A 22,168-nucleotide genomic window follows, 5' to 3' on the forward strand; every position below is an offset into this window, starting at 1 on the left:
GCACCGTCCCGTGCGGCCACCGAACCGGAGGTTCACCATGCCCATTCCCGCCATGTTCACCGATGCCACCACCGCGTGCGACAACTGTGGCCACCGCCGCTGGACGGTGCACCTCACCGTCACCACGCGCAGCCCGGCCGCCGGGACCGTCCTGGTCGCCGTGCCCGCACCGCCCTCCCTGGATGTCACCTGCGGCACCTGCGCCGGATGGCTCGACCCGGAGGACCCCGTCTACGCCGCCCTCTACGCGCTGCTGGTCGACCGCTTCGCCCCGCCGGAGCCCGTCCGGCTCGGACGTCTGCACCACCTGCGCAGCATGCTGCGCCGCCGCGTCGGGACCCGCGCGTGAGCGGCGACCACACCGGGCGCGGCCGTCGCGCCGGAGGGCAGGGGACGCCGCCCGCGACCCGGAGCAGCACGGCGGCGCACAGCGACTTCGCGGCCCTGCTGACCCGCTCCGGCATCCCCGCCCGCGCCGTCCACCTGGGCGACGACTGGTCCGTCGGCGTCGAGCTGAGCATCGACGGCCAGCCGCGCGACCTGTACTTGCGGCTGGACGCCCGCGGCGGCGCCCTATGGCAGATCGAGGGCCCGGACGGCTTGTGCGCCTGCGGGAGCTGGCCTCCCGTGCGCACCGGCCGGGCCACGGCTGCGCGGAGGAACCTGGCGCGGCTGCGCCGGGCGATCGAGCGACGCGACGCGGCCGTCAGCCACCCCGAACCCCTTTCCGGACCGGCCGCCACCGGCCGACCCGGCCACCACCAGCGAGAGGACCGAACCACCATGAACCGAGCCACCGCATCGGGCCCGGGCGCAGCGGCTCCCGAGGCGCACCCCGTGCTGCTGACCGCCCGGACCGTCCTGCACCGGGCTGGGCTGCGTTGCGAACTGGAGGTGGGACCGGTCGTCGCCCAGCTCGTGATCCCGGGCGCGCACGAGTCGCTGGTCCGGGTCGACGTCGTGACCGACCCGGAGGACGAGGGAAGGGAGTCCGGCGCATTGCGGGCCACGCTGATGAACGCGCTGGGGAAGCAGCGGGTGCTGTACGACTCCCGGACGACCCCCATGCCGGTCGGCTTCTGCCGGACGGACGGGCCGAGCAACATCTACCACCTGACCAAAGTGGTGTTGAACGAACTGGTCCGGGAGGCGCTGGAGGATGTCGCGGTGGCCGAAGGGGTCGAGGACTTCACCGTCACGGCGCACCCGCCCGCCAGGCACCGGCTGCACCACGACATCGCCCTGCCCGCCGACTGCGACCAGTTCGCGGTGCGCTCGGCGCTGGCCGCGCTGCGCTTGGCCGGCTGGCGCGTGCACCAGGTCGCGGCGGACGCCGACGGGCGGCCCGTGCTGCGCTTCGGTGACCCCGTCGGTCCGGGTGCGCCGTTCAGCAACCTGGGCAAGGTCGATCAGGCGCTGTGGGCGGCCGGGTTCGAGCGAGTGCGCTACGGCACCCAGGTCGACGGCTACGAGCTCGGCTACCACGGGGACCACGGCGTCTACGTCGGCACGCACGGGCCCGGCAAGGGAAACCCGGAAGGGGAGGAGCTGACCGAGGCGCTGACCGAGGCCCTGGTGAACACGGGCGACTGGCGGGTGGAGCGTGCGGAGTACGGGGCCCTGCTGGTGACGGCGGTCCCGACGGCGGAGGGGGAGGTCCGGACCTACGCGGTGCAGGTGAACCTGGACTTCCCCGCCCGGTCGCCGGAGGAGGCCGCCCGGCTGGCCGCCGAGCACCTGGCGGTGCACGGGGCGGGCGAGATGGAGGTGTTCGAGACGGACGCGGTGGACCGGAGGTGGTCCATCACGGTTGCAAATGTGGATCAAAGCTGATATAGTTGTCTTGTTGGTGAGGCCGGGAGGCCGATCCACTCCCTTCGAACCGCTCCGATTCCCAGGAGGAACCGTGGACAGCAAGACGACCCCCACCCCCGAGCTCCGGACCTACGGCGTGCAGTGGACCCGCGACTTCACCGCGACGTCGCCGGAGGACGCGGCGGAGCAGGCGGCGCGGTGGGTGGCGCAGGGCGGGCTCGGTGAGGTCGAGGTCACCGAGTCCGACGACGAGGGCAACCAGTGCTGGGTGCCGGTCCCGAACCTGGACTGACCCGCAGTCAGGACCCGGGGGCGCGGCCCGCAAGGCCGCGCCCCATCCCTTCGGACCACACCTCACCCAGGAGAGACCGTGCCCCACACCCAGACCCCGCCGACCGAGGACGAGCAGCTGGCCACGTACCCGGCCGCCATCCAGCAGGCCATCCGATCCGAGGCCCACGCCTGGTACTACGACCGGATCGAGCCCGCGATCCGGTCGTACGACTCGCACGTGGAGTGGGCCCGCAAGCTCACCCCGGAGCAGCGCAGCTACCACCGCTCGGGCGCCTGGTACGCCAACCAGCTGCTCAAGGCAACGGCGATCAGCGAGGTCCAGTCGGAGATGGGCGACCCGACCGACTGACCGCACCGGGCGGCCCGCACCGGCGGGCCGCCCGACCGGCCCCGACCAACCGGCACTGAACTACCTCGACCTAGGAGCTGTCCGTGAGCACCACCACGACCACCCTGGCCTACCGCATCGGCGACCCGGACGCCGAGTGCCGTTACCCCGTGATCATCGGCACCGAGAACCCCCTGGTGATCGGCTGGGCCTTCCGGTGGCACCGCAACTGGCTGGTCACCGCCGCCTGGACCGACGGCAGCGAGAGCGAACGCAACCTGCACCGCCCGGCCAAGGGCGACAAGGGCGTGGACATGGCCGCCGCCTTCCTCGCCGAGCAGTACGCCGCCGGAGCCATCACCGCGGTCCCCCTCGCCGAGGCCCTGGCCGAGATGCCCCTGCCCATCGGCCCCGTCCTCCTGCTGCACCCGCGCATGGCGGTCAAGGAGCGCAACGACCGCAACATCGCCAGCGCCCTGAAGGCGTTCGCCGGACTGGCCGAGCACCACTGGCGGGCCTACGGCGGCTTCCCCGGCTCGGACAACCCCTGGTTCGTCGGCTGCGAGCTGTGCGGCTGGACCGGGCCGAAGTACTGGAGCCACCTGCGCGGCCGGAACGGCAACCCGCCCAGCATCACCCGCCACCTGGGCAAGTGCGTCGACGAGGACAAGATCCGCGAGGCGATCCCGGCCTACCGGCAGCAGTAGACACCGTCCCCGAGGGCCGGGCCCGGAGGATTCTCCGGGCCCGGCCCTGGCAGCCCGCCCCAACCGCCCTTCCGCCCGGAGTGCCGCCATGCCGCAACCCCATGCTCTCTTCCCCGCCCTCGCCGACGCCTTGGCCCTCCACGTGGTCACCGGTGCCCGCCGCTCCCGGACCGAACTGCCGAACGGGTACGCGGTCGCCGCTGGCTTCGGCCCGCACGGCCCCGCCGACGACCTCCGGGTCGCCGTGTTCGCGCCCTCGCCGCAGGGCCCCACCCGGATCTGCAACGCGGTCTTCTCCCCCGGCACGGCGCTGCCCGCCGCGACGCGGCTCCTGGCCCGGGCCGTCCGCGAAGCGCCCGCCGTGCCCTGCGCCCCGACCGTCCGCCCCGCACGGGCGGACGTGGCTGCGCACCTGACGATCGGCGTGCCGGAGCAGCGCCCCGACGAGCCCGGCCTGTTCGTCGAGTACGGCCATGCGACCGCGTGGCTGTGCGACGGCCGGCTGGGCGTCACGCTGGGCAGCGCGGCGACGGGCGGCAGCCTCACCCTGTCGGGACCATGGGACGCCATGGCCGTCGCCGCGGTGGTCGACAGCGCGCTGCTGGAGCTCACCGACGCACAGGCGCTGGCGGCGGAGGTCTCCGCCCTGCTGCCGGCGCGCTGGAACCGGGTGCTGCACGACCAGTGGCATCCTGCGGCGGCCGTCGTACTGCCCCGCCACTCTCCCGGACCGGACGATCCGCTCGGGCGGGTGTTCTCCCGAGAGCTGATGGCCGTGGGCAGGGAACTCCTCGCCTCCTCGCCGGACCTGGAGGTGCAGCCCTTCTACTCGAACGAGGGTGCGGCGGTGGCGCTGCGCGTCGCGCGCCGTGAGGCCCGGGTGCCGGAGCTGGTGAAGTTCGCCCGGCTGATTCCACCGCGAGCGGGGGAGCCGCCTGTCAGCGTGCTCCACTCCGAGTACGTTCCCCCCGCCGTGCGGGCCGCCCGTCGAACAGTGCTCGCCGCAGGGACCGGACGGAAGTGACACGACCAGCACCAGTCCTCCGCTTCCGACGGCGAAAAGACGACCCGGACATGCCTGAGGCATGATATAGTTCTCTTATTGGTCCGGGGTGGCGGCACCTCCCCGGACCGGCCCCCTTCGAACCATGCGAGAGGCCACTATGACCAACGAACCGACTCCCGTCACCGCCAGGCCCGAGGCCGCCCGCGAACCGCGGACCGAGGCAACGGTGGCGCGGCACCTTCGCCAGTTCGACGAGGAGGAGCGCGTGCTCTTGCGAACCCTCGCCCGGCAGCGGGCGGCGGCGGAAGCGATCACCTTCGATCTCGCCCTACAGCGGGAGATCGTGGCCCTGCTGCTCGCCCCGCTCAGCGAGCCCCAGCGTGCCGCAGCGCGAGCCATCGGCAGGGCCCGGATGCAGCTGCCCGGCGTTGGCGGCCCCCGCTGGTTCTCGGAGGAGCTGCGCATCGGCGCCGTCGAGGTCACCGCCGGATTCCCCGTGGGGCCTGCATCCAACGCCGATACGAAGCCCACCACCTCCGGGCTCTACTCGGCGCTGATCGCCCGCAGCATCCCCGTGCAGATGATCCAGGAGCACCAAGGCCGCGAGGGCCGCCCGCCGATCCGGCGGATCGTCCTCTCCCCCCGAGCCTCCGAGGAGATGGCTCGCGGCATCCTGGCGATGCTGCGGACTGCGGGCTGGGATTGCCACCAGGAGGCCGAGCAGGCGCGCGGCGGACTCGCCCTTCGCCTGACCGGCCCCACAGGGCCCACCAACTCCCCCGACAGCCCCGGAGCGCGAGTGGACGCCCTGCTGTGGAGCGCCGGCTACGACCGGTACCGCCACGGCGTGCCGGTGTGGGGATACCGGTGGGACCACCTGTTCGCCGACCCCTCCGAGGGCAGCGCCTACGTCACGGTCCACGGGCCGGGCGACGGCTCGTTCGCCGACGCCCGACGCCGCTGGGAGCTGACAGACGCGATGATGCGGACCACGGAGGCCGCCGAGGGGTGGCGGACGCTGCGGCCGGAGTGCCTGGGCCACGCCTTTCACGCCCTGACACCGGAGTACTGACCAGGGCGCCCCTCCGGCCGAACCGCTGCGCCGCGCTTCGGCGCGGCCCATCCCTGCCGCCGCCCGGCGCGCGGCGCAGCGGTTCGGCCGGAGGGGCGAAGGGGGAAGGCACTGGACGAACGTGTTTAAACTCTGATATAGTTCTCTCGTTGGCAAGCAGGGGCGTCGCGCCCCTGCCCCCGTCGAACCGAAATGAGAACGCCATGGACAACACCGCGGAGCCTGACGCCGCCTTCGAGCCGGACGTCGATCTGGACGAACTCGGCACCACGGCACTGCACGCCGTCATGGTGGAGGCCGTGCAGGCCCTGCCCGAGGGCCACCCGGTCGCCAGGGTGTGGCAGCGCCTGGACGACATCCTCACGGCGGGCGGCATCGAGTGCCTTCCCGACCCCTGGGACAACCTCCCCTACTGCCAGCACGCCACCCAAGAGGAGGCCGATCGCTGCTGCCTGGCACTGGCCTGACCGGCGGCGGACTGCTGCGACGGGCCGTCGGCGCGCACCGGCACCGACGGCCCCGGACGGCAACTGCGGCGGCGGTCGCGCCTGGCAGCGCGGCCCCGCCGATCCCTTCGGACCATCCGGCGGCACCACGGCCTGTCGGGCCCGGTGCCGCCCGCACGGGAGGACCATCCACATGACGAACCAACTCGCCCTGTTCGAGGCGCCGGCGCCGGTTGCGGCCGGGCGCCCGTGCCTGGGCGCGGCGCTCCCGCAGGCCAAACGGGCGCCCCGAACCCGCCTGGCCCGGATCGGGGAGGACCTGGAACGGGCCGCCCGGTTGATCGCCGAACACGGACTCTCGCCGGACAGCTGCGCCGAGCCGCCGTCGGCGCTCACCGACACCGGCGCCCGCTCCCGACAGCCGGAGCACGGAGCCCTGCACCCGGTGGGGGCGATCTTCCTGGCCGCGCACGCCGCCGAGACGCCCCGCCGACCGGCGGAGGACCCCGTGCGGGCGGGCGCTGTGGCGGACCGGATCTGGGCGCGCTGCGACGAGGCGCTGCGCTACCTGGCCGACCGCTTGGACCCCGCATTCGGCCGCGGGGCGGTCGAGCGGATCGCCGGATGGGTGGCGCAGCCGGGGGTCGGGCTGCAGGAGGTGCTGGCGGAGCTGGCGCGGGGCGCCCGCAAGGCCCGGCCGCTGCCGAAGGTGCCCATCGGGTACGTCCAGTTCAACCCGAAGCGCCACGGGCCGGAGGGGTACGACTGGATCGTGGTCGCGTCGAGCGGGGGCAAGGACTCCCAGGCGATGCTGGACGAGGTGGTGCGCAGCACCGACGCGGCCGGGGTGCCGCGCGACCGGATCGTGGTGGTGCACAACGACCTGGACGTGACCGACTCCGGGGAGAGCATCGAGTGGCCGGGCACGATGGAGCTGGCCAGGGAGCAGGCCGAGCACTACGGTCTGCGGTTCGTGACGCTGCGCCGGCCGCAGGGCGGACTGTGGCGGCAGCTGCTCCAGCGGCGCATGTGGCCGTCGAGTTCGGCCAGGTGGTGCACGAGTGATCAGAAGTCGGCGCAGGCCTTGAAGCTGCTCACCGCGCTGGTGCAGGAGTCGCGGCGGGCGGGGGTGCGGGGCCGGCCGGTGCGCATCCTGTACTGCCTGGGGCTGCGGGCGCAGGAGTCGGCGGGCCGGGCCGGGAAGGCCCCGATCGCGGTCGACCGCTCCGCCTCCAATGGGCAACGGACGGTAGTTCGTTGGCATCCGATCCACGACTGGAGCGAGCGGCAGGTGTGGGAGCGGATCGCTGAGACCGGCATCCGGTACCACTGGGCCTACGACGCGGGCATGGAGCGGCTTTCCTGCTCGCTGTGCGTGCTGTCGAGCGGGAAGGACCTGGTGTGCGCGGCGCGGCTGCGCCGCCCGCTGGCGGTGGAGTACGTCGGGGCGGAGGCGGAGATCGGGCACCGGTTCCAGGACAAGCGGTCGATGGCCGAGGTCCTGGCGGAGGCCGACCGGCTGAACGCCGCCGAGGGTGAACTGCGCTGGGAGCGCGGGGACGCGCTGCGCCGCCATGTCGGAGAGGCGGCAGCCGCCGCGTACCTGGCCCTGGCCGCGTAAATCACCCCCGCCATGCGTGAAGCATGATATACTTCTCTTGTTGGGCAGGCGGCAGGGGGCGGCTCCCCCGCCGCCTGCCCAACGCCCCTTCGAGCCAGCAGCGGCCCCGGCCGCAGAACGGAGTCCCCGTGAACCAGCCCGTCCCCGCCGAAGCCACCGCAGCCCCCTCCCGCCCGACCGTCACCCCTCCGAGGATGATCAACGGCTGCGAGGTCATCGCCGTCGTCGCCGGAGCCAGCATCATCGAGCACCCGCAGGGGTTCATGGTCTACCGGGGCTTCCGGATCGGAACCCGCAGGACCATGGAGGGCGCCACCGCGCTGGCGGAGAAGAACGCCCCGGCCGCGCCGACGGAGGCCGAGACCCCGGCCTGGTGCCAGCAGCGTACGCACGCGCTGATCACCTACCACCCGCAGCTCGACATGTCGTACTGCCGCTGCGGCGAGCGCCAGGTGCCCGGCGAGCAGCCGATGGACTGGCAGGCGAAGCGGGAGATCTTCCACTCCTGCCCGCCGGAGGGGCCGTGCCGCTGCTACCTGGCGTGAGACCGGGACGGCCCCCGGCCGCACCCCGCCCCGGGGCGCGGCCGGGGGCCGGAATCACCGGCTCGGGCTTTCGTCGACGAAACCGATCGGGGGCGTCACCACGCCGCCCCCTCCCCTTCGAACCAGCCGGCGGCCGAGCGGCCCCGGAGAGGAGCACCCATGTCCGAATTCCCGCGCGCCCGGATCGCGGAACTCGTCGCCCTGCTGGGCGCACCGTGGCGATTGGACAACTGCCCGTACACCAGGGATGACGAATGGCAGTTCGTGACGGACGGCCGCGGACGGGGCTTCTGGCTGCGCATCGACCGCGGGCAGCTCGACCGGGGACCGGCGAAGCCGCACGGCTACCGGGTGACCGTCAGGGGCCGGTACCCGGAGATCCCGGGCCACTTCTTCACGGACAAGGGCCGTCCCGAGATCGGGTTCGACTTGTCGCGGCCACTGGCGACCCTGGCCAAGGACATGCGGCGGCGGTTCCTGCCGCAGTTCGAGGCGGCCTACTCCCGGGCCGTGGACGAGCTCCACGCCCGGACCTCCGCCGCCGAGAAGCGCGCGGCGGTGGCCAGGGCGCTGCTGGAGCGCTTCCCGCAACGGGGCTGGGAGGGGGAGGTGCGCCGCGGGGTGCACCGGGTGTGCGTTGACCTGGAGCCACACCCGGGGGCGAGCGCGGACATGGAGGTGAAGCAGGCCGGCGAGCTGGTGGACGTCCAGTTGTGCAACGTCGACCCGAGGGATCTCAATGTGCTGTGGGCGCTGTTCGAGCGGCGGCAGGCAGAGCGGATCGCCGCGACGTACGGCGCGCCCGCCTCCGTGGACCTGATCACGCTCGACATCATGCCTTGAGTCTGATATACTTCTCTTGTTGGACGGGGTGGCGGCGGCACCGCCACCCCGGCACCGCACCCCTTCGAACCAGTCCGATCCGAGGAGCTGACCATGCCGCGCAGCACCGCCCCCGCCACCGAGTCCGCGACCACCCCCGCCGATAAGGCCCCCGAACCGCCCCGGCCGACGTACGCGGTGCTGAACGCGGTGATCACCGACGACGAGGGCGGGGAGGAAGTGCTGCGCCTGGCGATGCCGTCCGAGCCGTTCGGCACCGCCGCCTGGCAGATGTGGGCCGTCGGTCTCTACCTCGCCCGCCTGCACCGCCACCAGGTGCAGCCCAGTGCGGCTACCCTGCGCGCCCACCTGACGTCCGGTGTGGTGCCCTTCCCCACGCCGACGATCAGGTTCCCGTACGGGCCGCTGCACGACTCCCGCCCGACGCTGATCCTCGACCTGGAGCTCGGCCCGCTGGACGCGAGCGGCTGGCCAAAGACCTCCCTGGTCGTGGTCGAGCAGGAGGTCAAGCCCCTCGGCTGGACCCGCGTCCGGCGCTTCCGCACCCTGCGGGCGACCGCGAAGGCCGTCTGGGAGGAGCTCGACGACGAGTGCTCGCGGCTGGCCGGGAAGAAGAAGGAGCAGCGGGAGCTGTTCGAGCTGGCGGACAAGCTCTGCCAGCAGGCCGACACGATCCAGCAGCGGGCACTGGAGAGCGCGTCCCCGCTGCTCGGTGGAGCCGTCCGAGAGGGCATGCACGCCGAAGGGGAGGAGCGGGAGCGGTTGCTGCTGGAGCTGGAGGAGTTCTGCGGGCAGGACGCCCCGCTGCCCGACGACGTGGCCTCGGCATCCCCGGTGCAGACCGTCACCGGGCACCTTGAGCGGCCCGCGCAGGCCCTGGCGGACGGCACCGCCCGGTTGTACGTCCGGCTGGCCGGAGCGTGCGCCACGGCGACCTGGCGCGCGGACCGGCCCTCCGTGGTGATCTGCACCGCCCAAGGCGCGGCGGCCCGGGGGGCGCTGGCACTGGAGCCCGGGACGGCCGTGGTCGTGGTCGGCCGGGCCGGCGCGGCCGTCTACCAGCACGAGGGGGACGTCCGGCGACGGGCCGACACCTTCGAGGTGCTCCACATCGGCGTCGACCTCGCGGCCGAGACCCCGGCCGTAGCGGCCTGACACTCGATCACCCTCCCGGCCCGGTGCGGCACCCGCCCGCACCACCACGCCATGGCGTGGCGCAGCAGGGTGGTCGAGAAGCTGAAGACTCCCAAGCAGCTCACCCTGGCCGCGTGAGGGCAAGGGGCGGAAAACGTCCCCAGTCATGTCGATGGCATGATATAGTTCTCTTGTTGGCCGGGGTGATGGCGCCACCCCGGCCGCCCCACCCCGCCGATCCAACCCACCCCGAAGGGCACCATGGAAGCGAAACCGATCACCTGCGACTCCTACGCCTACACCCGCCGACGGGGCGGCTGCGGCCTGCCCGCCGTCAGGCTGCTCACCGTCACGTACGAGAAGCGCCGCACCACCCGGTATCGCCTGTGCGACCGTCACGCCGACGGCCTGTACGAGGACCTGGCGGACCGCCTGTTCGCCTACCTGCGCCACACCGGCGTGACCGAGGCCAAAATCCCCCAGGAGGCCGAGCCGACCGCACCGCGAGCGGTCGATGCCGCCGACAACGCCCACCGACCCGAAACGGGAGCACCGTGAACACCACCGACGCCGTCGACCCCGACGGCCGCGACACCGACTACCTCGCCGCCTTCTGCTCCGGCGCCCTGATGGAGGCCGTGTGGTGGGAGGCGCGACCTACCCCCGGCGACCTGGACACCACCCGGGGTCGGGAGTGGGAGGACGTCGAAGTCCTCGACCTCACCCTGGAAAGCCTGCCCGCCGAGCAGGGCCGGCAGCTGCTCGCCGCCGCCATCCGATTCGTCGACGCCCACCCGGAACTCGCCGCCCTCGACCTCGACCCCGTGGACGTCGGCAGCGCATGGTGGATGGCCCACCGCGGACCCGATGGCATGCCCGGGCTCGACTTCCGAACCTTCAAGGCCGCCATCCCCCCGGAACTCCGGGACCGCATGAACGACCACGCCCGGCGAGACCCCTGCGAGTTCGGCCCCGTGGAACTGGACGAGGCCACCGGCAAGGTGCGCTTCGCCTGATCAACACGCTTGCGTGCATGGATGAGAACTGATATAGTTCTCTTATTGGGCGGATGGCTCCGCCCGAACCCTTCGAACCACTACGACCTCCACAGGAGTACTGACCATGTCCGAGCAGACCTTCGAGACCGCCCGCGCCTTCATCTCCACCGCCACCGCCGAGCAGGTGGAGCTCATCGCGGCGACGCTCCGCTCGCGGCGCCTCGCCCTGCGCCCCGCCCCCGCCAACGCGGTGGCCACCCGCACGTCGTCCATGGTGGAGATCGCCAGCCCCGGGGACCGGGTGAAGATCGACCGAATCCGGCCGCAGTACCTCAAGGGCCTGACCGGCACGGTGATCCACGTCCGCGTGAGCCGCGTGAACATCGAGCTCGACGCCGAGTCCACCCGGAAGCTGGCCGCCACGAAGCAGACGCGCTTCGAGGTCCCGGAGGGGGCGACCTCGTTCGTGATCGAGGGCGTCCACCCGAGCTCCTACGACATCCTCTGACGGCGCGTCGGGAGGCCCGGCCGGATCCCCCGACCGGGCCCCCAGCGGGGCGGCGGCCCACGCCGCCGCCCCGGCACCCCACCGGACCCACCGAGAGGAAGCGCTACGCCATGACCATCTCACCGCCGCCCGACCCGTACGACGAGCCGGTCCGCCACCTCAACGCCCGGCGTCGGCTGTACGAGCTGAACCCCGGCCCCGCCACGCGGGCCGACCTCGCCGACGCCCTGGCCTTCGACGCCGCGTACACGGTGCGCTCGGTCTGGAGCGACGCCCGCCAGGTCGACGTCGTCCTGCGCGACGGCGGCCGGTTCGGCCCGAGGCCCACCTTCGCCGAGCTTCGCTCCCCGGGCGCGGTGCTGGTCGCCCCGACCCAGCTCCGCTCCCTGTGGCCGGAGGACGGGAGGGCGCTCACGGACGCCCTGCAGTCGCTGTACGCCGCCGTCGAGCTGGTCGGCCGGGACGGAGGCGGCCCGGAGTCGTGGGCGGCCCGGTTCGCCGCCGCCAGCGCGGCGCAGGCCGCCGCCGGCAGGCCGTGGAGCATCGCCGCGTTGGCCGACCACCCGGGCCGGTACACCCTGACGCTCCCCCCGCCGCGGCGCCCCGCTGCGCCCGGCCAGGCATCCCGGGGCGCGTCGTAAACGCCCTCACCAGGGAGCTGCCCTGGCGCGGCGCCCGGGCGGTCATCTCGGTGCCGCCTGCCGCCGAGCAGCTGGACCGGATCACCGCTTGGTCGACGGTCCAGGTGGAGTACCGCATCCCGCTGGTGCTGGAGTTCTCGCACGAGCGGTCGCCGGCGGGGGGCGCCTGGTCGCTGGCGTGGGCCCGGAGCCGGGACGGGGCCCGGGCGGACAGCGCCTCGGCTCGCAAGGCACTCCAGGTGCTGCCGCCGCTGATCGCGGAGACGCTGGCCGACCCCGAGCTTGAGGACGACCTGACGCGGATGCAGGAGGAGTCGCTGCGCGTCCAGGCCGGCCACGCCTACGGGCGGGTGATGCGGGCCCGGCAGGAGAGCGCCGCAGCGGCCCGGAAGCTGCGCGAGGTGGACGCGGAGTTCCGCGCGTTCGGCCGGACGGAGCTGGAGGGCATCGAACTGCAGCGCTGGGCCGAGGCACGCCTGCGGGCGGCATGGGGCCGGTGACCTGCGGCCCCGGGACAGCAAACCCGCTTTCGTTCGGGCTTGAAATCTGATATAGTTCTCTTGTTGGCAGGCGGTGGGGGTGGCTCCCCGCCGCCGGGCCGACACCCCTTCGAACCTTCCGACAGGAGACACAGCCCATGACGCTCAAGGTGTTCGACGAGTTCGCCGGCGCTGGCGGTACGAGCCAAGGCGTGCACGCCGTCCCCGGGACGGAGCTGATCCTCGCGGCCAACCACAACCCGCAGGCCGTGGCCACGCACGCGGCGAACTTCCCGCACGTGGAGCACTTCGTCGAGGACATCGCCCGCACCGACATCACCAAGTTCCCCTCCGCCGACGTCTTCTGCTCCTCCCCCAGCTGCCCGCCATGGGCCGACGCCCGCGGCCAGCGCCGGGACTTCGACAAGTCGACCCAGGGCGTCCTGTTCGGCGAGAAGGAGCCGGACCCCATGATCAAGCGGGCCCGGGCGCTGATGGAGGAGGTCCCCCGGTACCTGCGGGCGATGAACCTGCGCGGCACCCCCGTTCTGATCGGCATGGTCGAGAACGTGATCGAGGTCCGCAAGTGGGCCGAATGGGACCGCTGGATCAGGGAGATCAAGGCGGAGGGCTACGAGGTGAAGGTGATCGCCTTCAACTCCTCGCACGCCCGGCCGGTGCGCTGCCTGCCCGCTCCGCAGTCCCGCGACCGGGCCTACGTCGCCTACTGGCACAAGAAGCTCGGCCGCCGGCCCGACTGGGACAAGTGGCTGCGCCCCCGCGCCTACTGCCGCGCCTGCGACAAGACGGTCGACGCCCTGCAGGTCTTCAAGAAGCCCGGCGACGACATGGGCAGCTACGGCCGCCACGGCCAGTACTACTACCGCTGCCCCAGCGCGGCCTGCCGTCACAGCATCGTCGAGCCGGAGGTCCTGGGCGCCGACAGCATCATCGACTGGAACACCCCCGGCACCCGGGTCGGCGACCGCACCGAGCCCCTGGCCGACGCGACCCTGGCTCGCATCCTGGCCGGACTTCGTAAGTACCGGCCCCAGCCGGTCGCCGAGGCCGAGGATGCCCTGCTCGCCGCTCCGACCGGCCCCGCGCAGCCGGAGCTCGGCTGGGAGCCGTTCATCGTGCCGCTGCGCGGCGGGGGCGACAAGGGACGCTTCCGGCCGGTGACGGTGCCGCTGACCACGGTGACCGCGAGCGGCAACCACCACGGCCTGGTCACCGCGCCGAACGAGCAGATCCAGCGGCTGCTGGTGCCGTACTACACCAACGGACGGGCCCGGCCCGTCACCGACCCGGTGGGCACCATCACCACCAAGGACCGGTGGTCGCTGATCACCCACCAGCTGCTGGACGGCCGCGAGATCGACCTCGACGACGTCCTGTTCAGGATGCTGACGCCCCGGGAGATCGGCCGGGCCATGGCCTTCGGCCACGACTACGTCGTGCTGGGCTCCGCCAAGGACCAGGTCCGCCAGTACGGCAACGCGGTCACCCCGCCCGTCGCCGAGCTCATCATCTCGGCCCTGGTCGAAGCCGTCACCGGCGAGCCGCTCCAGCGCGACCTCGCGCTCGCGGCCTGACCCGCACCGTCCCGGCCCCGGGGGTGGAGGGCCGCACCCGGCCCTCCACCCCCGATCCCCGCAGCACCGACCACTTACCCCTGCTGGGGCGGCCCGCAGCGCCGCCCCGTCCCCAGCCCGACAGAACGGAGCCCACCATGAGCCAGCACGTCCCCGGGACGGTCGAACCGACCGCCGCCATCGCCCTGCTCCACTCCCGCCTCTGCGGCATGCAGGCCGCAGAGGGATACCTCAACGGCGGCGACACCGCGAACATCGTCGACGAGTGGTTCACCGAGATCGGGATGCCCCTGCCCGACGTCGAGGAGCACCGCGGAGACGAGGACGACGACGAGCCGGAGGAGCGGTGACCCGGCGCCGAACCGCCACCCGGCGGAGGGTGAGGCCCGGCCCACCCCTGGCCACCGAGCGGGCGGTCGCCGCCGCCCTGGCCGCCAAGGGATGGCAGTCGGCACCGGCGCCTGAGAACTGCGGTCCGGACGACGAAGGGGACTTCGCACTGCGCGAAGAGCCCGCCACCGAGGAGCGCCCGTACGACAGCGTCGTGCTGTGGTGCCTCACCGACAACTTCGTCAGCACCCTGGCCGCGATGACCGGGGCGCTGGAGGGGTCCGGCTACACCGTCGAGGACGCCCCGGACGTCGACAGTGTCCGCGTCCGGACCGCCACCGCGGGCGAGACGAGCGAGCGCGAGGCGCTGGCCCGCGAGCGGCTCGCCCCCCTGGCCGCGCTGCTGCTCCCCGAGCCGCCCGCCGGCCCCGACACCCTGTTCTGAGCAACGCCGCACCCGCGCCGTGCCGACGGTTGGCCCCGTCGGCACGGCCCCCTTCGAACCAAGATCACACCAAGGAGAAATAGTCATGCGCCTGACAACTCGATTCCGCGCCGCCGAGGAGCTCGCCGCCGCCACCGCCGGTCACCTGCCCGCCCGGGCGGGCAGGGCCTGGCACCCGGCGCCGGGTACCGAGCTGGACGGCCTGGCCGCGGCCGGGCTGACCGACGGCACCCGCACCCTGCTGCTCACCACTGACTCCTGCGGCACGGTCAAGATGGCGGCCTGGCCCGCCGGCTGCGCCCCGCTGAAGGCCACCGCCGTCCCCGGCCGCCGCGTCCACCCGCGCCATCTCGCCGCCGCCGCGGCCCGCCACCACCTGCCCGCCGCCGATCGGGCGGCGGTCGCCGCCGGGCCGGGCACCGACGGCTTCACCCGCCGCAGCGAGCTCCGGTACGAGCTGTGCTCCAGCCCCCTCGCCCCCGAACGCCGCGCCGTCACCGACACCGAGGCCGACGGGTTCAAGGTCTGCTGGAACGTGGACGGCACCCGGATCACCGCGGCCCCCTCCGGCGACCACGCCGTCGTCATCCGGGCCGAGCGCCTCCGACTGCCCTACGCCGAGCGCCTGCTGCGCCTGGCCCTGGACGGCCGGTCCGCCGACGACCCCGCTACTGGGGTCTCCGGAGCCGCAGCCCGGCGCCTGGCCGCGGCGTGGCCGCTGCTCCCGACCAACACCCAGGCGGCGGGCACGACCCGGCTCACCTCCCGCACCGGCCTGCCCGACGCGCCGCACGTGGAGATCGCGCTCACCCCGGGCCTGGGCGGCGCCGACTGCGCACGGGTCGACCTGCGCCTGCGCGGCGGCACCGATTTCGCCCTGCTCGCGCTGGCCGCGCTGCGCTGAGCACCCAGGGCCGCGGCCGGCCGGCGCCGCCGCATCGCACCTGAAGCCATGGGGAATCCATGCAGGTCAGGCGGCAAATCCCATACCAAGCATGCACGTGAGCTGATATACTTCTCTCGTTGGTCAGGTTGGCGCCGGACCTCACCCTTCGAACCGACCGGGCACCTCGGCGGCAGCCGCCGCCCAGAGTCCCCTCACCATGCGGAGCGCCGATGCCCCCCATTCCTCTCACGGTGTTGCCCACCACTCAGCTCACGCTGTTCGCCCCCGAGAACACCTTCCCCGAACCCGCCCCCTGCGACCAGACCGTCCTGTGCTGGGGTCTCGGCGCGGACTCCACCGCGATCCTGGTCCGCATGCTGGAGGACCCGGTCGCCTTCGGGCTCCGCCCCGACCTCTCGGACCTGATCGTGATCAACGCCGTCACGGGAATGGTTCTCTAGCCGGTCTGCGCGTGTTGCTCTCTTGCTGGTCAGTACCGGTGGGCGCCGTGGACAATCCGGTCAATGACGGCCGCGGCCCGCTCCGGATGACCCTCCAGCCACCTGCCGAGGTGTTCCTGTACGGCCTGTTCTACGCAGGGGCGCACTGTGGCGTTCCCCAGCACGTCCCGGATGGCGCCGTGGAACTCGGGATCGTCCAGCTTCACTGACACAACGGCCGTCAGACCCACGCCGACCCGGTCAGCATCGAGATCGGGGTCCGTCACCGCCAGCAATTGGCGCTTCCGCGCGTACGTATTGACTGCCGCCGCCACCCCGTCGCGGAAGCCGCGCTCGTGCGTGCCGCCGCCGGTGGGCCGGCTGTTGGCAAAGCTCTGGACGCGCTCTTCGTCGGTGTCGCGCCACCTCAAGGCCACCTCTACTGTTCCCGCCATCTGCGGGTCCTCGTGCTCGAAGCTGATGATGCCCGGGTCGCCGGCTGTCGCCGCTTGGCCGTCGAGGAAGGCGACGAAGTCCCGGGCCCCGCTCGGGAACCGGAACCGCACCGACGGGGATTCGGGCGGGCGGCGCTGGTCGGTCAGCGAGATCTCCAAGTCCCGGTTCAGGAAGGCAAGTTCCCTGAAGCGCTCCGCCAGAGCGTCGAATGAGAACTCTGAAGCAGTGAAGATGTCGGCGTCGGGCCAGAAGGTGATGGTGGTCCCGCTTCCGGTCGTCGACCCCGCCTCGGTGAGCGGTGTGACCGCGACTCCGCGCGCATACTCCTGGACCCAGCGGGCTCCCTCGCGCTGCACGTCGGCTGTCAGACGGCTCGACAGGGCATTGACGACGAAAGGCCCAACACCGCAGAAGCCGAGCGTCACGTCGTGGCGCCCACCGGGCCCCGACCCGAACTGCATGCGCGTCAGCAGGGCTTCGAGGCCGGGACCGCCGACGCCCTCCGTCTGGTCGATTGGAACGCCTGGTCCGTCGTCGGCGACGCACACGCCGCCGTCGGGCATGAGAGTGACGTCGACGCAGCTGGCATGGCCGGCCAGGACCTCGTTCACTGCCCTGTCGGCGACCTCGAACACCAGGTGTCGAAGGCCGCGTTCACCGGTCGAGCCGATGTACATCCCGGGCCTCTTCCGAACGGCTTCCCGCCCCTCCAACACCTGGATGTGGCTGGCGTCGTACGCGTTGGTGCCCTCGCTCATGATGTCCCCTCCGAAGGTGTCCCGCAGAACTTCCTAGCCTAGGTGAATCCTGGGAAAACACCAGGTCAGGCCATGTTTGCCGAAGTCGTGGACGGCCGTTTGAGCGCCTGTCCGGAGCCGATCGACCCAGAGGGTCGGAACCGCCGCCGGATCGCGGCTGCGGGCCCAGCGATGCCGCGTGCGACACCGTTCTCGACGGCCCCGAGGTCCCGAAATTTAATTCATGCGTCGCATGCCTGCTTCGAACGGATGACGTGCGGAATCCGGTCCTGAGGTCACCTCCAACCGCGCGGAAGTGGGCGGTGTGGCCTGCCGATGGGGGCCACCCGCTGCTGTGGCGGTTTCAGGGCGGTGACGCCCAGCGCGGCGTCCCGGGCGGCCAGTGCCTCGTCGCGCTCAGCGATCGCCTCGGCTCGCTCCTGGGTCAACTGCTCGATCACGACCGCGTAGGTACCCAGAAGGTCCGCCAGCTGCCGCTTCTCCCTGCGGGCCATGGCCAGGTCTTCGCGGAGCTTGTCGATCTCGGCCTCGGCTTTTCTGACCGGCTCGCTCTTGTGCCGGGCGGCGTTGAACTCCGCCTGATACTTGGCCATGAGAGTGTTCGGGTACTTGTGCGTCAGCAGCCACCGCTTGATCTGGGTTTCCTCAGCCAGGTCGAGGATGGTGAGCTTGCCCGAGGAGTGCAGAGGAGTGCCGGCCAGCAGCCGATCGGCGGCCGCCCGCAGCTTGACGCACAACTCCTGCGGCGGTTCCTGCTCGGCCTTCACCGCGCGTCCCCTCCGATGCGTCCACGCTCGTGGTCCTCGATGAGCTGGTCCAGCTGGGCCAGGCGCCTGCGCTCACGCTCCCAGCGAATCGGCGGGCTCGCCTCGTCAGCGACAACAGCCCTCAACTCAGCTGCCTCGGCCCGCAGTTCGTCGATATTGTCCTCGGTGCGGCAGATGTTGACACAGGCCGGATGGCAGCCCTCGGTGTCCGGAGTGACCCGTGCGTCGTCGAGGGAGGGATTCAGCTCGCAGCGTGCCGTCGGTGCGGTGAACACACAGGTCATTCCCCTGCCGGAGTAGATCTGCAGCGAGGCGTTCGCCATGACGTGTCGCGCCTCTGCACCGGTTCTCAGGACCCGCCCGGCGAACTTCCTCGTCCCTCCGCTCACCCGCGATCGGTAGGTGTCGGCGGCGGGGCCGCTGACGTGCTCGCCGGCCTTCATACGCCGGTCTGCGTCCTGCAGGTCCTCCAGGCGGGACAGCCACCGCTCGAACGCCAGATCGTCAGGGAAACCCGAGGCGTACGTGCCGGCATAGCCCTGAGTGATCTGGACCCGCAGATGCCCGTACTGGACCGCCGCGGCGACCATGCCGCGTGGGCGGCGGCAGATGAACCAGGCCAGCGTGCGCCGCAGGCGTGAGCTTGTCAGCCGCCGGGGATCGACGGGGACCACATCGCTGCGGCCGTGCCGGTCGCAGAAGCTGTTCACCCAGGTCACGAACAGGTTCAGGTCGTCGTTGATCGAGGCCAGCGTGCGGGCCTCGCCTCCCTCATGCTCGGCGCGTTCGTCCGCCACCAGCCAGACAGGGAACAGGACGTCGGCGTCGTGGAGGCGCTCTTGGACGCCGATCGCCGTGGCGACGAGGGCGGGGGCGATCCACGGCTCGTCGCGGAACTGCCCCTCGGGGATCTTCTCTCCGTTCTCATCGCGGGCGTTCTTCCACTTCCGGCCGTGGACCTCCCACAGCTTCGTCACCCGGTCCCGACGCAAGCAGCCTCGCCGCAGGTTGAGCGCCTCCCCGGGGCGGCAGCCGGTCAGATAGGCCACCAGAAGGAAGCATGCGGTCGACAGTGTCCGCACCAGCTGCTTGACGTCGTCGTAGGCGATGCTCTTCGTCCAGGGTTCGCCGTCCAGCAGGCCCCGGGGCCGGAGAGCAAGGAACGTGCCGTGGGCGACGGGGATACCGGAGGTGAGGAACATGTCCCGGTATGCCTGGTTCTTCTGCATAGTGGTGAGCCCGAGATCGAGAAGCTTGGCGAGGAAGGGCCAGTCCGGCTCCCAGATGCCGTCCTCCCTCTGCCGGCCAGGCAGGTCACGGCCACTCGCTCGGAAGGACTCGATCAGGGCGCCGACCTCCGGGGCCGCCCCGGCCTGGCCCGGAATCCGGACCCGGCGGTGGGCACCGGGACTGTGGCGGCCGGGCTTGAAGCCGAACAGCGGCCGGAACTCGTCCAGCGCCGCAATGATGTCCTCGGCGAAGTCCTCAACGAACCTCGCCGCCCACAGCACCGCCATCGTCATCGTGGGCTCCTGAATGCGGGGAGTGCCGTTCTCCCGGTCCCGCCGGGACTTGCCCAGCAGGACCCTGGACTCCTTCCCTCCCCAGGGCGGCATCTCAGGCAGCCGGCCCTCGGGAGGCAGCAGCTCGCGGAAAGCCCACAGTCTCCGGACGGCCTGCAGCAGATCGCTGCGGTAGCCGTGGGTGAGCTCCGCGTCCCGCACCGCGTCGAGGTAGTCCTCCAGGTCCTCCGGTGTCACGTCCGCGATCGAGGTGAACCCGTGTACATCCATCCAGTCCAACAACCCGCGAAGGTTGCGGAGTTGAGAGACCATCGTGAATACGGCGAGCTTGCCGTTGATGTTCGCCCTGCGGAGGATCGTCAGCCCCTCCTCGCAGTTCAGCTCCATCCAGATGTAGATCTTGGCGATGTCGCGGAACCGCTTGGGCACCAGTGCGAAGTTGATGCTGACCGAGGCCATGTGATCCTCAAGGATGGCCGGCCGCAGGTTCCAGCGCATGTCGCCCACCACCGACAGCGTCGAGCGGTCTGTGCCGGGCCGCAGCTGCCGGTTGTGCAGCACCACCATGCCCGGGCCGGGCAGGAAGACCTCTTTCGGCGCGCGGGCGGCTTCGTCTTGGCTCATCGTTCGTCCAGCTCCCCGTCCAGCAGTCGCCGCACCAGGTCACGCTCCTCCTGGCCCGCCGCCGCGCGGGCCCGGTCCTCGGCTCTCTTGCCCGCCGACCGGATCAGATCGTCCAGTTCCTCGAAGGGCAGGGCGAATCGCTCAGCCCAGCGAAGGGCTGTCATGTGCGTGCGACGCTCGTCGATCATGTCCCGGGCCACCACCTGAACCGGCAGGTGGTGGGGCATCGCGCGGGCGCACGGGCATTCCAAGCACTTGAGGAATGACGCCCGGCAGGGCTCGCCGGGCGTGCTGTGTGGGCTGTTGCTGTTGTCCGCGCAGGCGGCCAGCACCGTGTCGGCGTCCCGGGCGACCAGCAGCCGCATCGTCTCCGTCGTCACCCCGAACCGTCTGGCGACCGTCTCAGGGTCGCGCAGGGCCCCGGCGACGTCCGCCGTACTCAGTCGTGGGATGCGGCCCGCGGTGCGGGCTTTGGCGACCTCTTTCTCCAGCACGTCGGCGACCACCTTCTGGTACTCGCGCAGGCTCGACTTGTCCCGTCGCAGGTAGATGTTCGCCAGGGTCTCCCGGGTCTGGGCCACCGGCTTCTGCTCGCGTGCCCCGTGTGTGACCCGCATCCGCCCGGCACCCACGATCAGCCGCTGCGGGTTGCCCTCTTCGTCGGGCTCATCGGCGACCAGGTTCAGGCGAGCGCCCCACTCACCCCCCGCCGCCTGCGACAGTTGGTCTCGAAAGCCCCTCCCGCACACATTGCGGCGCTTGATCACTTCGATGCTCTTGGACTGGCGCCCTGCCCCGGCCTTGGGAACCCAGTAGACCAGGAGCCGGTTGCTGCCCTTGATCCTTCGCGACGAGGCGGTCAGCTCCAGCGCGAGCATGTAGAGGCCGAACGGTGTGTGCAGCTCGTCTCGGGCTGACAGCTCACCCTCCTCCGCCGGTGCCGGCGCCCACGGCGGCAGGTCGCTCAGCGCGGCCGTCATGTAGCGCCGCTTGCCCCGCCGGGGCTTGCTCAGGTCGACCTGGACCGTGGCCAGCGGCCCGGCCCCGCCGTCAGTTCGGTGGAACGCTGCCGGCGCCTTGATGATCGTCGAGCCGTTCTCCCCGGTCAGCCGCACCAGCAGAAGCACCAGCGCGCACGTCTCGTCCCTGGTCAGGTGCAGCCGGGCGGTCAACTCTGCCACGGTGCCGTGCGGGACCACCCACTGTGCCAGGCCGTTGCCCCGCTTGTTGCGCGGCAGCTCCCCAGTCTCCTCGACCATGTCGAGGACCGAGCCGTACTCGTAGAGCACAGGTTCCTCCTCGCGCGAGATACGGCCCTCGCGCCACCGTCCCAGGACCTCGCGGGACTCGCGGATGCGCTTCGCGGCCGCCCGCACCACCTTCCGCGCGTTGTCCAGGATCGCCTTCTCCTCCACCGGGCTGTAGCTGCCCCGCGAGCCGATCCGGTCCCGTCGTGCCGGCACCCACTCCGCGCACTTCGCGGCGAACTGCGGCGTCAGCCCCTCCACGTTCATCAGGAGAGCCCTCAGCGCCCCCACCGCCATACCGGCAGTCGGCGCATCCCCCCTGCCCAGGAGGAACGACGTCAGGTGCCTGGGCGCCAGGTCCTGCGGGGCCTGCGGATGCTTCTCGTCGAGGAGCAGGACGTCGACGAAGTAGCCCAGCAAGCGAAAGGTGTTGCTGGCGACAGCGGACGCCTTCACCTTCCCAGCAGGTCCCACGTGCGCGTCGAAGGCGAGGGCGAACGCCTCCTGCAGCGGACGGGCCACCGGAAGCGTCGCGAAGTCGAAGTCGGCCACCTCATCGGGGTCCTGCTCCGAGAAGAACCGCACCCGGCACTGACCGTCCTCAAGGAACAGCCGCTGCGGCGGGACGTAGCCCGCCTCCGGCATAGCCGCCGAACGCCC

The 22,168-nt window shown here is 71.9% G+C and carries 26 protein-coding genes; 22 read left to right on the forward strand and 4 right to left on the reverse strand.

Features of this window, described 5'->3' with window-relative positions; translation table 11 throughout:
• The first annotated feature begins 37 nt into the window (after positions 1-37).
• From IF30_RS0114185 to IF30_RS0114290, 22 genes are all read left to right on the forward strand, one after another.
• A complete protein-coding gene (locus tag IF30_RS0114185) occupies positions 38-349 on the forward strand; it encodes a hypothetical protein (protein WP_158835006.1) in 312 nt (103 codons plus the stop codon).
• The gene (locus IF30_RS0114190; RefSeq protein ID WP_030237139.1) at positions 346-1,833 is read left to right on the forward strand and encodes a hypothetical protein; all 1,488 of its coding nucleotides are present in this window, start codon (positions 346-348) and stop codon (positions 1,831-1,833) included. Before IF30_RS0114185 ends, IF30_RS0114190 begins: the two co-directional genes overlap by 4 nt.
• A gap of 73 nt (positions 1,834-1,906) precedes the next feature.
• Positions 1,907-2,107, forward strand: coding sequence for a hypothetical protein (locus tag IF30_RS0114195; protein ID WP_030237142.1), 201 nt, complete (start codon positions 1,907-1,909; stop codon positions 2,105-2,107).
• Between the two features lie 78 nt (positions 2,108-2,185).
• Positions 2,186-2,458, forward strand: coding sequence for a hypothetical protein (locus IF30_RS0114200; RefSeq protein ID WP_030237145.1), 273 nt, complete (start codon positions 2,186-2,188; stop codon positions 2,456-2,458).
• Between the two features lie 83 nt (positions 2,459-2,541).
• Positions 2,542-3,144, forward strand: coding sequence for a hypothetical protein (locus IF30_RS0114205; protein WP_051710243.1), 603 nt, complete (start codon positions 2,542-2,544; stop codon positions 3,142-3,144).
• Positions 3,145-3,232: 88 nt separating this feature from the next.
• The gene (locus IF30_RS0114210) at positions 3,233-4,168 is read left to right on the forward strand and encodes a hypothetical protein (protein ID WP_030237151.1); all 936 of its coding nucleotides are present in this window, start codon (positions 3,233-3,235) and stop codon (positions 4,166-4,168) included.
• A 139-nt stretch (positions 4,169-4,307) separates the two neighbouring features.
• Positions 4,308-5,222, forward strand: coding sequence for a hypothetical protein (locus tag IF30_RS0114215; RefSeq protein WP_030237155.1), 915 nt, complete (start codon positions 4,308-4,310; stop codon positions 5,220-5,222).
• A gap of 203 nt (positions 5,223-5,425) precedes the next feature.
• Positions 5,426-5,689, forward strand: a complete 264-nt coding sequence (locus IF30_RS0114220; RefSeq protein ID WP_030237157.1) for a hypothetical protein — start codon at positions 5,426-5,428, stop codon at positions 5,687-5,689.
• A gap of 172 nt (positions 5,690-5,861) precedes the next feature.
• On the forward strand, positions 5,862-7,289 hold the full coding sequence (locus tag IF30_RS49285) for a phosphoadenosine phosphosulfate reductase family protein (protein WP_078891380.1): 1,428 nt from the start codon (positions 5,862-5,864) through the stop codon (positions 7,287-7,289).
• A gap of 128 nt (positions 7,290-7,417) precedes the next feature.
• Positions 7,418-7,834, forward strand: coding sequence for a hypothetical protein (locus tag IF30_RS0114230; protein WP_030237161.1), 417 nt, complete (start codon positions 7,418-7,420; stop codon positions 7,832-7,834).
• A 159-nt stretch (positions 7,835-7,993) separates the two neighbouring features.
• Positions 7,994-8,677, forward strand: a complete 684-nt coding sequence (locus tag IF30_RS0114235) for a hypothetical protein (RefSeq protein ID WP_030237162.1) — start codon at positions 7,994-7,996, stop codon at positions 8,675-8,677.
• A 93-nt stretch (positions 8,678-8,770) separates the two neighbouring features.
• Entirely contained in the window at positions 8,771-9,832 is a 1,062-nt protein-coding gene (locus IF30_RS0114240) for a hypothetical protein (RefSeq protein ID WP_030237163.1), read from the forward strand.
• 240 nt (positions 9,833-10,072) lie between these two features.
• Positions 10,073-10,369, forward strand: coding sequence for a hypothetical protein (locus IF30_RS0114245; RefSeq protein ID WP_030237164.1), 297 nt, complete (start codon positions 10,073-10,075; stop codon positions 10,367-10,369).
• The gene (locus tag IF30_RS0114250; protein ID WP_030237167.1) at positions 10,366-10,827 is read left to right on the forward strand and encodes a hypothetical protein; all 462 of its coding nucleotides are present in this window, start codon (positions 10,366-10,368) and stop codon (positions 10,825-10,827) included. Before IF30_RS0114245 ends, IF30_RS0114250 begins: the two co-directional genes overlap by 4 nt.
• Before the next feature lie 106 nt (positions 10,828-10,933).
• The gene (locus tag IF30_RS0114255; protein ID WP_051710247.1) at positions 10,934-11,317 is read left to right on the forward strand and encodes a hypothetical protein; all 384 of its coding nucleotides are present in this window, start codon (positions 10,934-10,936) and stop codon (positions 11,315-11,317) included.
• A gap of 110 nt (positions 11,318-11,427) precedes the next feature.
• Positions 11,428-11,958: a hypothetical protein gene (locus IF30_RS46655; protein WP_030237171.1), complete on the forward strand. Its 531-nt coding sequence runs from the start codon at positions 11,428-11,430 to the stop codon at positions 11,956-11,958.
• 50 nt (positions 11,959-12,008) lie between these two features.
• Positions 12,009-12,458 carry a hypothetical protein gene (locus tag IF30_RS0114265; protein ID WP_030237174.1) on the forward strand — a complete coding sequence of 150 codons (450 nt, stop codon included), beginning with the start codon at positions 12,009-12,011 and terminating at the stop codon, positions 12,456-12,458.
• A 137-nt stretch (positions 12,459-12,595) separates the two neighbouring features.
• Positions 12,596-14,032 (forward strand): DNA cytosine methyltransferase, encoded by a 1,437-nt coding sequence (locus tag IF30_RS0114270; RefSeq protein ID WP_030237177.1) that lies wholly within the window; start codon positions 12,596-12,598, stop codon positions 14,030-14,032.
• Between the two features lie 137 nt (positions 14,033-14,169).
• On the forward strand, positions 14,170-14,382 hold the full coding sequence (locus tag IF30_RS0114275) for a hypothetical protein (protein ID WP_030237179.1): 213 nt from the start codon (positions 14,170-14,172) through the stop codon (positions 14,380-14,382).
• The gene (locus IF30_RS0114280) at positions 14,379-14,807 is read left to right on the forward strand and encodes a hypothetical protein (protein WP_030237182.1); all 429 of its coding nucleotides are present in this window, start codon (positions 14,379-14,381) and stop codon (positions 14,805-14,807) included. The genes IF30_RS0114275 and IF30_RS0114280 overlap by 4 nt, the downstream gene beginning before the upstream one ends.
• Positions 14,808-14,892: 85 nt before the next feature.
• Positions 14,893-15,711: a hypothetical protein gene (locus IF30_RS0114285; RefSeq protein ID WP_030237185.1), complete on the forward strand. Its 819-nt coding sequence runs from the start codon at positions 14,893-14,895 to the stop codon at positions 15,709-15,711.
• A gap of 236 nt (positions 15,712-15,947) precedes the next feature.
• On the forward strand, positions 15,948-16,154 hold the full coding sequence (locus IF30_RS0114290; RefSeq protein WP_030237188.1) for a hypothetical protein: 207 nt from the start codon (positions 15,948-15,950) through the stop codon (positions 16,152-16,154).
• A gap of 29 nt (positions 16,155-16,183) precedes the next feature.
• On the opposite strand, the gene IF30_RS41440 is transcribed toward IF30_RS0114290, so the two are convergent.
• The 4 genes from IF30_RS41440 to IF30_RS0114310 form a co-directional block, all read right to left on the reverse strand.
• On the reverse strand, positions 16,184-17,347 hold the full coding sequence (locus IF30_RS41440; protein WP_030237190.1) for an ATP-binding protein: 1,164 nt from the start codon (positions 17,345-17,347) through the stop codon (positions 16,184-16,186).
• 275 nt (positions 17,348-17,622) lie between these two features.
• The gene (locus IF30_RS41445) at positions 17,623-18,114 is read right to left on the reverse strand and encodes a hypothetical protein (protein WP_037899984.1); all 492 of its coding nucleotides are present in this window, start codon (positions 18,112-18,114) and stop codon (positions 17,623-17,625) included.
• The gene (locus IF30_RS49290; RefSeq protein WP_030237196.1) at positions 18,111-20,261 is read right to left on the reverse strand and encodes a hypothetical protein; all 2,151 of its coding nucleotides are present in this window, start codon (positions 20,259-20,261) and stop codon (positions 18,111-18,113) included. The genes IF30_RS41445 and IF30_RS49290 overlap by 4 nt, the downstream gene beginning before the upstream one ends.
• A complete protein-coding gene (locus tag IF30_RS0114310) occupies positions 20,258-22,153 on the reverse strand; it encodes a hypothetical protein (protein ID WP_030237198.1) in 1,896 nt (631 codons plus the stop codon). The genes IF30_RS49290 and IF30_RS0114310 overlap by 4 nt, the downstream gene beginning before the upstream one ends.
• Between the last annotated feature and the right edge of the window lie 15 nt (positions 22,154-22,168).

It is taken from the genome of Streptomyces sp. NRRL S-350 (assembly GCF_000719705.1).
Lineage (GTDB): Bacteria > Actinomycetota > Actinomycetes > Streptomycetales > Streptomycetaceae > Kitasatospora.